This is a genomic window from Protofrankia sp. CiP1_Cm_nod4 (assembly GCF_982290645.1).
Map to the genome: position 1 here is coordinate 33,096 of NZ_CEVIVC010000013.1, position 7,270 is coordinate 40,365.

Consider the following 7,270-nt stretch of genomic DNA (forward strand, 5'->3'; position numbering starts at 1 on the left):
GGCCGAGGACGACGTCCTGGCCAGATCCCGCGCGTTCTGCCCACCGCCCGGCAGCAGCGGGCTGTCACCCATCCGTCGCAGCACCGCGGGCATGTTCGTGGCCGTGATCGCGTAGTCCGCGAGCACCGCGTCCGCCCGGACGCCCGCGGCACGCAGCAGCACCGCCACGACAAGGCCGGTCCGGTCCTTCCCGGCCGCGCAGTGGACGAGCAGCGGCGCGGGTGTCCGAGCCGCGAGATGAAGGATGCCGACCACCAGCGAGCCGGCGGAGACAATGATCGACTGGTAGAGCGTGCGCAGACCGCCGGCGAGCGCCGTGGCGGTCCGGGAGGACGGGTCGTGGGGATCGACGTCGCCCAGCAGCGGGATCAGGTGGATGCCGGTCGCCGCCGAGGCCAGCGGGTGCGGGCCGTCCTGCTCGACCGGCGAGCGCAGGTCGACGACCGTGCGGGGCGGCCATGCGAGACCGTTCGGCGGCGGCCGGTCACCGTGCAGGGGAGCCTCGCTGCGGTAGAGCACACCGGCCCGGGTCAGCCCGCCGTCGCTGGTGGGCAGCCCACCCAGGTCACGCAGGTTCACCAACTGATCGGCAGTCGTCTCACCGTTCATATGCCCGCTCCGTGTTGATCGTCCGATGTTGCTCTATCTGAGCACATCCACCTCCGCTGACGGCGAAGTGAACTCCCAGCAACCTCACAGGTTGGATTCAGCAACGGTGAAGTCCGCCGGCCCACCGTGGACGGTGAAGCACCCGCGCAGGCCCCGCGAGGCGGGACCGGCGCGGCCGACCAGACCAGCAGGGACCAGCAGGACCGCTGGCGGGCACGGGAGCCGCCAGCCGTGGCCACGCGCTTCCCCGCGTGCCCGCGGCCTGCTCCGGTAGGTGCCCGGGGACAGGCCCTGGGCCTCTTGAGCCGATGGAGGACGACATCATGATCGCGACAACGCTGGATCTTGCGGTGGCGACGCTGGCCCCGGGCACGGGCGTCGACCCGTCCGTGGACGCCGGCCGCCGGCCACGAGGGCTGACCGTGATGGCGTGCGGCGTCGGCATCGGCCCGATCAGGACGCTTCTCGACGGGCTGGGGCGCTCCCCCGCCGATGCCGTGCTGGTCTACCGGGCCATGACCGAGGAGAGCTCGGCCTTCCGTTACGAGCTGGACATGCTGGCCGTGCTGCGCGGGATCCGGGTGATCTACCTGCCCGGGCACCGTTGCCCGGACCGCCTGTCGTGGCTGCCGGAACGCTTCTCCGCCCTGCTCGACGACGTCGCGCTGCGCCAGATCGTCCCCGAGATCGTCGACCACGACGTGTTCGTCTGTGGCCCGCGCGCGTGGACGCAGGCCGTCCGGGACGCGGCGCTGCTCTGCGGCGTGCCGTCCGAACAGGTGCACATCGCCGAACAGGTGCACATCGCCGAACAGGCACACGTCGCAGGACAGGAGCACATCGCCGTCGGACAGGAGCACATCGTCACACAGGCGTACGTTGCGCGACCAGCGTGAGGTGCCGGACGTCGACGCACCAGCCGAGCGACAGCGGGCAGAACTCCGCTGGCCCACCGGGTGCTGGTGGGGCACCTGGCGTAGAATCTATCTTCCGTTCCGCTCGCGCTCCACATGCGGGTGCCGGCCGGTGGATGCCGGCCAGCGGACGCCCGCCAGCGGACGTCGGCCAGCGGCTGCCGGTCGGGGACCCGGCCGCGGGGCCGGGCGTGCCCACCGTCTACAAACCGGAAGGATCGCAGGTGCCGACGACGTACGAGTACGAACTCGCGCGCGAGCAGGCGTATGTCGACATCCTGTACAACCGGCTGGACGACCTGCGCGACCAGGCCCGTGAGCAGCTGCGCGCGGTGCTGGTGACGGCGGGCACCGGCACACCGCAGTCCCGGGTGGAGCGGGAGGCCTTCGCCGACGCGTACTGCGACCGGATCGACCGGTTCGACGCCGCCGAGGAACGGCTGTGCTTCGGTGCCATGGACCGCACCGGCCACCAGCGCGTCTACATCGGCCGGATCGGTCTGTCGGACGCCGAGCACGAGCCGATCCTGATCGACTGGCGGGCCCCGGTGGCCACCGCCTTCTACCGGGCGACCCTCGCCGACCCGCACGGCCTGCTGCGGCGCCGCCACCTGCGGGCCAAAGGGCGCGAGCTGCGCGGCTTCACCGACGACGTGCTCGACCCCACCGCCGCCGACGCCGCCCAGGTGGCCGGCGCGAGCGGGGACACCCCGTTGCTGGAGGCGTTGTCCGCGCCCCGCTCGGGCCACATGCACGACATCGTCGCGACGCTGCAGGCCGAACAGGACAGGGTGATCCGCGCCGGCGCCGGATCCGTCCTGGTCGTCGACGGCGGGCCGGGTACGGGCAAGACCGCGGTGGCCCTGCACCGGGCCGCCTACCTGCTGTACACCGAGCGGGAGCGGCTCGTCCGCTCCGGTGTGCTGGTGGTCGGCCCGAGCCCGGTGTTCCTGCGCTACATCGAGCAGGTGCTGCCCTCCCTCGGCGAGACAGGCGTGGTCTTCGCGACCCCGGGGCGGCTGTTCCCCGGCGTCGACGCCACCGGGGACGAGGACGCCCGCGTCAGCACGCTCAAGGGTGACCTGCGGATGGCGACGCTGGTGGCCGAGGCGGTGAAGAACCGCCAGCACGTTCCCGCGGAGGGGGTGGAGGTCCGCTACGACGGCGCCGTGCTCCGCCTGTCCCGGCGGTTCGTGGAGAACGCCCGGGCCCGGGCCCGGCGCAGCCGCCGCCCGCACAACCCGGCCCGGCGGATCTTCGTCCGCGAACTGACGGCCGGACTCACCGACCAGGTGATCGCGAATCTCCCCGGTGGCCTGCTCGACGACGACGAACGCCAGGAGATCGCCGGGTACGTGCGCGCCGACCCGGCGGTGCGGGCGGTCTTCGACGCGCTGTGGCCACGGCTGACCCCGCAGCGTCTGCTCGCCGACCTGTTCGCCGAGCCGCCCCGGCTCGCCTCGGCGGCGCGCGCGGCACAGCTGACCGCTCACGAGCGTCACCTGCTGTGCCGGCCGGCCGACGCCCCGTGGACGCCGGCGGACGTACCGCTGCTGGACGAGGCCGCCGAACTGCTGGGGGATCCGGACGTCGACACCGCGCGGCCGGCCGAGCGGGCGGTCGAGCGGGAGCGGCAGGCCGAGCGGGAGTACGCCCGCGAGGTCCTCGACGGGCTCGGCCTGACCGGGACCGTCGACGTGGAGACGATGGCCGCGGGCATGACCGAGCGCTGGTACGGCCCCCACCGGCGGCGCAGCGCCGTGGAGCATGCCAGCGGCGACCGGTCGTGGGCCTTCGGCCATCTCATCGTCGACGAGGCGCAGGAAGTGTCACCGATGCTGTGGCGGCTGCTGTGGCGGCGCTGCCCGATGCGCTCGGCCACCCTGGTCGGTGATCTCGCCCAGGCTTCGGGCCCGGCCGCGGCGGGCTGCTGGGCCGAGGCGCTGGCCCCGCACATCGGCGATCGCTGGCGGCTGGAACGGCTCAGCGTCAGCTACCGCACACCCATGGAGATCATGGATGTGGCGGCTGACGTCCTCGCCGCGCAGGACCCCTCGGCCAGGCCGCCGCGCTCCGTGCGGGCCACCGGAGCGCGGCCGACGGCGGTGGCCGTCGACGCCGACCGGCCCGGTGGCGACGCGCTGGCCGCCGCGGCCGCAGCGTGGGCGCTGCGTGCCGCCGAGGCGGTGGGCGAGGGCCGGGTGGCGGTGATCTGCCCGGCCGGCCTGCCCGAGCGGATCCGCACGGCACTCGCGGCCGCGCCGGCGGGCACCCCCTTCGGCACAGCGGCGGCCGGAACGGCCGCCCCCAGCGGCACAGCGGACGTGCTGGCCGCCCCGATCGCGGTGCTCACCGTCGCGGAGTCCAAGGGCCTGGAGTTCGACGCGGTCGTCGTGGCGGAGCCCCAGATGATCATTAATGGTTCGCGGCGCGGCCTCGCCGACCTGTACGTGGCGCTGACCAGGGCTACCCGGACGCTGACCGTCGTCCACTCGGGTCCACTGCCGACGGTCCTACGCCGGCTGGCCACCGAGCGGCGGCCGGCCGGCGGCGGCCGGCTCGGGTAGCGGCTGCTCCGGCTGGCTCCGGGGCCGGCTGGCGGCCCGGCTTCCCGGCTTCCCGGCTGCCGAACGCCGGCCCGACGACAGGCGCGCGCACCGACGTCCGGACGTTGACCAGGCTCCCGCCGAGCCGGCCACCATCCCGGACGGGAAGCTCCGGATCTCGCCCGGTCCGGGCAGGCCGGCACGTCGTGGTGTGTTCCGCGGCGTTCGGTGGGAACGGAACAGGGGTGCGCTACGGACCAATCAGGACCAGGACCCCGACCGCTCGGCGGGACTCGGTCATCAGCCTGGTCTGCGGGATCATCGGCCTGTTCCTCCTCGGGATCATCCTCGGGATCGTCGCGATCGCCTTCGGGGTGCGGGGACGACGCGGCGGCGGTGGGCACCTGGCAACGGCCGGGCTCGTCCTGGGCATCGTCGACGTCGCACTGTGGATCGTCGGCCTGACGGTGTCGAACGCGAACGCGCTGGTCTGGTACTGACCAGCCGCCGCCCACCCCTCGCCCGCTGTCGACATCCACGCCGGTCGCCCACTGCCGGTCGCCCACTGCCGGTTCACGGCCACCACCGGTCCCACCGATCCGCGGCGGACCGTCGGCGCGCCGGACCGGTGCGTCACAGCACTGTCACGGCACGGGGTGGATACGGCCGGATGTCGTCGACAACGGCCGGCCGCTCCCACCCCAGCGCGTCTGGACGATTTCGGCCGCGATCGACACCGCGGTCTCCTCGGGCGTACGGCCACCGAGATCAAGGCCGATCGGCGCCCGGATCCGGGCCAGCTCCGCCTCGGTCAGCCCGGCGGCCCGCAGGCGGGCGAGCCGGTCGGCATGGGTGCGCCGGCTGCCCATCGCGCCGATGTAGCCCGCCGGCGTGCGCAGCGCCGCCGCCAGCAGGGGGACGTCGAACTTCGGGTCGTGGGTGAGCACGCAGATCGCCGTGGACGGGTCGACGGCGATCCGCCCGAGATAGCGGTGCGGCCATTCGACCACCACCTCGTGGGCCGCCGGGAAACGCTCACGGGTGGCGAACACCGGCCGGGCATCACACACGGTGACTCGAAACCCCAGGAACGCGCCGATGCGGGTGAGCGCGGCCGCGAAGTCGACCGCACCGAACACGAGCATGCGGGCGGGCTGCGCGAACGCCCGCACGAACACGTCTATCCCGGTGCCTATCTCAGTACCTGTCCTCCCAGTACCTGTCCCGGTGCCGTGCCGCTGGCCGCGCGGCCCGTAGCGGCGTCGGCCGCTGTGCCCCCGCGCGAGCATCTCCCGGGCGTCGTCCGCGACGGCCGCGTCGAGCCCCTCGGTGCCGAGGGTGCCGGCCACCCGGCTTGGCCAGACCGCCAGCCGGGCGCCCGGCCGCACCGGCGCGGCGGCCGAGCCGATGACGGTACCCACCGCCACCGGCTCGGCCGCGGCCACCGCCGCCGCCACGTCGCCGAACTCCGGCGCGCCGTGACGGTCGATGCGCTGCACGAAGACGCTGATGGTCCCGCCGCAGGTCAGCCCGGTCGCCAGTACGTCGTCACCGCCCGGCCCTCCGCCCGCGCCCAGCCCACCGCCACCGCCGTCGCCGTCACCGTCCAGATCGTCTCCGCTGCCCAGATCGTCTCCGCTGCCCAGATCGTCTCCGCTGCCCAGGGCGTCGCCACCGTCCAGGCTGCTATCACCGTCCGGGCCGTACGTGGCCAGTGCCGGCTCACCTGTGGCGAGCACCTGGCACGCCAGCTCGTACACCGCGCCCTCGACGCAGCCGCCGGAGACGCTGCCGACCGCTTCCCCGCCGGTGCCGACGGCCAGCACCGCACCGGGCGGGAGCGGCGCGGACGAACCGGTCCCGACCACGGTGACGAGCGCGAACGGCTTCCCCGCCGCCCACCAGCGGGCCAGCTCCGGCAGCGCGTCACGCACAGGGCCTCCCTTGCCGTGTCTTCGCTATGCCTTCCCCGCCATGTCCTGCGGGAGTGCCGGGCCGCCCATGCCCACCGCCCATGCCCACCACAGCACACGGGACACAGGAGTGTGCGGCGCGGCAGCGTGCGGACCAGGCAGCACGGAGCAGGACAGGATCTGGTCGATCAGTACGGAGAGTAGCCATAGTGGACCGCGCAACGCGGAGCGGGAGCTCACCCTGGGCGGGGCCGCGATCTCCCGCCGTGGCCCCGCCCGCCCGGACGGGCCCGGCTGCGATACTTACCGCAAGCGCTCCGCCAGGTTTTCGGAGGACGTCACACGGCAGGAACAGATCGGTACCGTTGTCGCTTCATCCTTGGTGAAGCGGCCAACAGACTTCCGTGAGGAGGCTCCGACCAGTGCTCGACCCTCGTGAGCTGTATGAGGTCGCCGACGATCTGCCGGAAATCGGCAGGCCGGTGCTGGTGGAGGCTCTCACCGGTGTCGTCGATGCGGGTGGCTCGATCCGGCTGGCCCGCGACCATCTGCTGACCACCCTGGACAACCGTCTCATCGCGACCTTCGACATCGACCAGCTGCTCGACTACCGCTCCCGCCGGCCATTCATGATCTTCTCCGAGGATCACTGGGAACACTACGACGAGCCCCTGCTCGGGCTGCACCTCGTCGATGACAGCGCCGGGACGCCTTTCCTGCTGCTGTCCGGCCCAGAGCCCGACCTGCAGTGGAAGCGGTTCATCGCCGCCGTCGGCATTCTCGCCGAGCGCCTGGGCGTCCGGCTGACCGTGGGTCTCAACGCGATCCCGATGGCCGTTCCGCACACCCGCCCGTGCGGCGTCACCGCGCACGCCACCCGCCGGGACCTCATCATCGGGTACGAGCCGTGGGTACGGCGGGTCCAGGCACCCGGCAGCGCCGGCCATCTCATCGAGTACCTGCGCGGACGCGACGGCCTCGACGCGATGGGGTTCGCCGCCCACGTCCCGCACTACCTGTCGCAGACCGACTATCCGGCGGCCACCGAGAGCCTGCTCACCTCGCTGTCGAAGGCGACCGGCCTGATGCTCCCGCTGGACGGGCTGCGCTCCGCGTCGGCGGCCGTCCGCACCAACATCGACCGGCAGCTGGCGAACGGCGGTGAGGCGGCGGCGCTGGTCACCGCCCTCGAGGAGCAGTACGACACGTTCATCCAGGGCCGGGCAGGCGCCGATCTCCCGGCGGTCGAGGACGAGGAGCTGCCCACCGCGGACGAGCTCGCCGCGGC

The 7,270-nt window shown here is 73.3% G+C and carries 6 protein-coding genes; 4 read left to right on the forward strand and 2 right to left on the reverse strand.

The annotated features are described in order from the left end of the window. On the reverse strand, nt 1-579 hold a 579-nt coding region (locus AC5LSR_RS04785; protein ID WP_493468186.1), incomplete at its 3' end, for a tyrosine-protein phosphatase. A 353-nt stretch (nt 580-932) separates the two neighbouring features. On the opposite strand from AC5LSR_RS04785, the gene AC5LSR_RS04790 reads away from it, so the two are divergent. The 3 genes from AC5LSR_RS04790 to AC5LSR_RS04800 all read left to right on the forward strand — a co-directional run bounded on the left by AC5LSR_RS04790 (nt 933) and on the right by AC5LSR_RS04800 (nt 4,569). Then, a complete protein-coding gene (locus AC5LSR_RS04790) occupies nt 933-1,505 on the forward strand; it encodes a ferric reductase-like transmembrane domain-containing protein (protein ID WP_250283955.1) in 573 nt (190 codons plus the stop codon). A gap of 242 nt (nt 1,506-1,747) precedes the next feature. Then, entirely contained in the window at nt 1,748-4,090 is a 2,343-nt protein-coding gene (locus tag AC5LSR_RS04795) for a HelD family protein (RefSeq protein WP_493464327.1), read from the forward strand. A 224-nt stretch (nt 4,091-4,314) separates the two neighbouring features. Next, complete coding sequence (locus tag AC5LSR_RS04800) at nt 4,315-4,569, forward strand: hypothetical protein (protein WP_250282894.1); 255 nt, start codon at nt 4,315-4,317, stop codon at nt 4,567-4,569. A 144-nt stretch (nt 4,570-4,713) separates the two neighbouring features. On the opposite strand, the gene AC5LSR_RS04805 is transcribed toward AC5LSR_RS04800, so the two are convergent. Further along, nucleotides 4,714-6,003, reverse strand: coding sequence for an XdhC family protein (locus tag AC5LSR_RS04805; RefSeq protein ID WP_493468187.1), 1,290 nt, complete (start codon nt 6,001-6,003; stop codon nt 4,714-4,716). 401 nt (nt 6,004-6,404) lie between these two features. Between AC5LSR_RS04805 and AC5LSR_RS04810 the strand changes: the two genes are divergently transcribed. Next, nucleotides 6,405-7,270: PAC2 family protein (locus AC5LSR_RS04810; protein ID WP_250290589.1), on the forward strand; the 866-nt coding region annotated here is incomplete at its 3' end.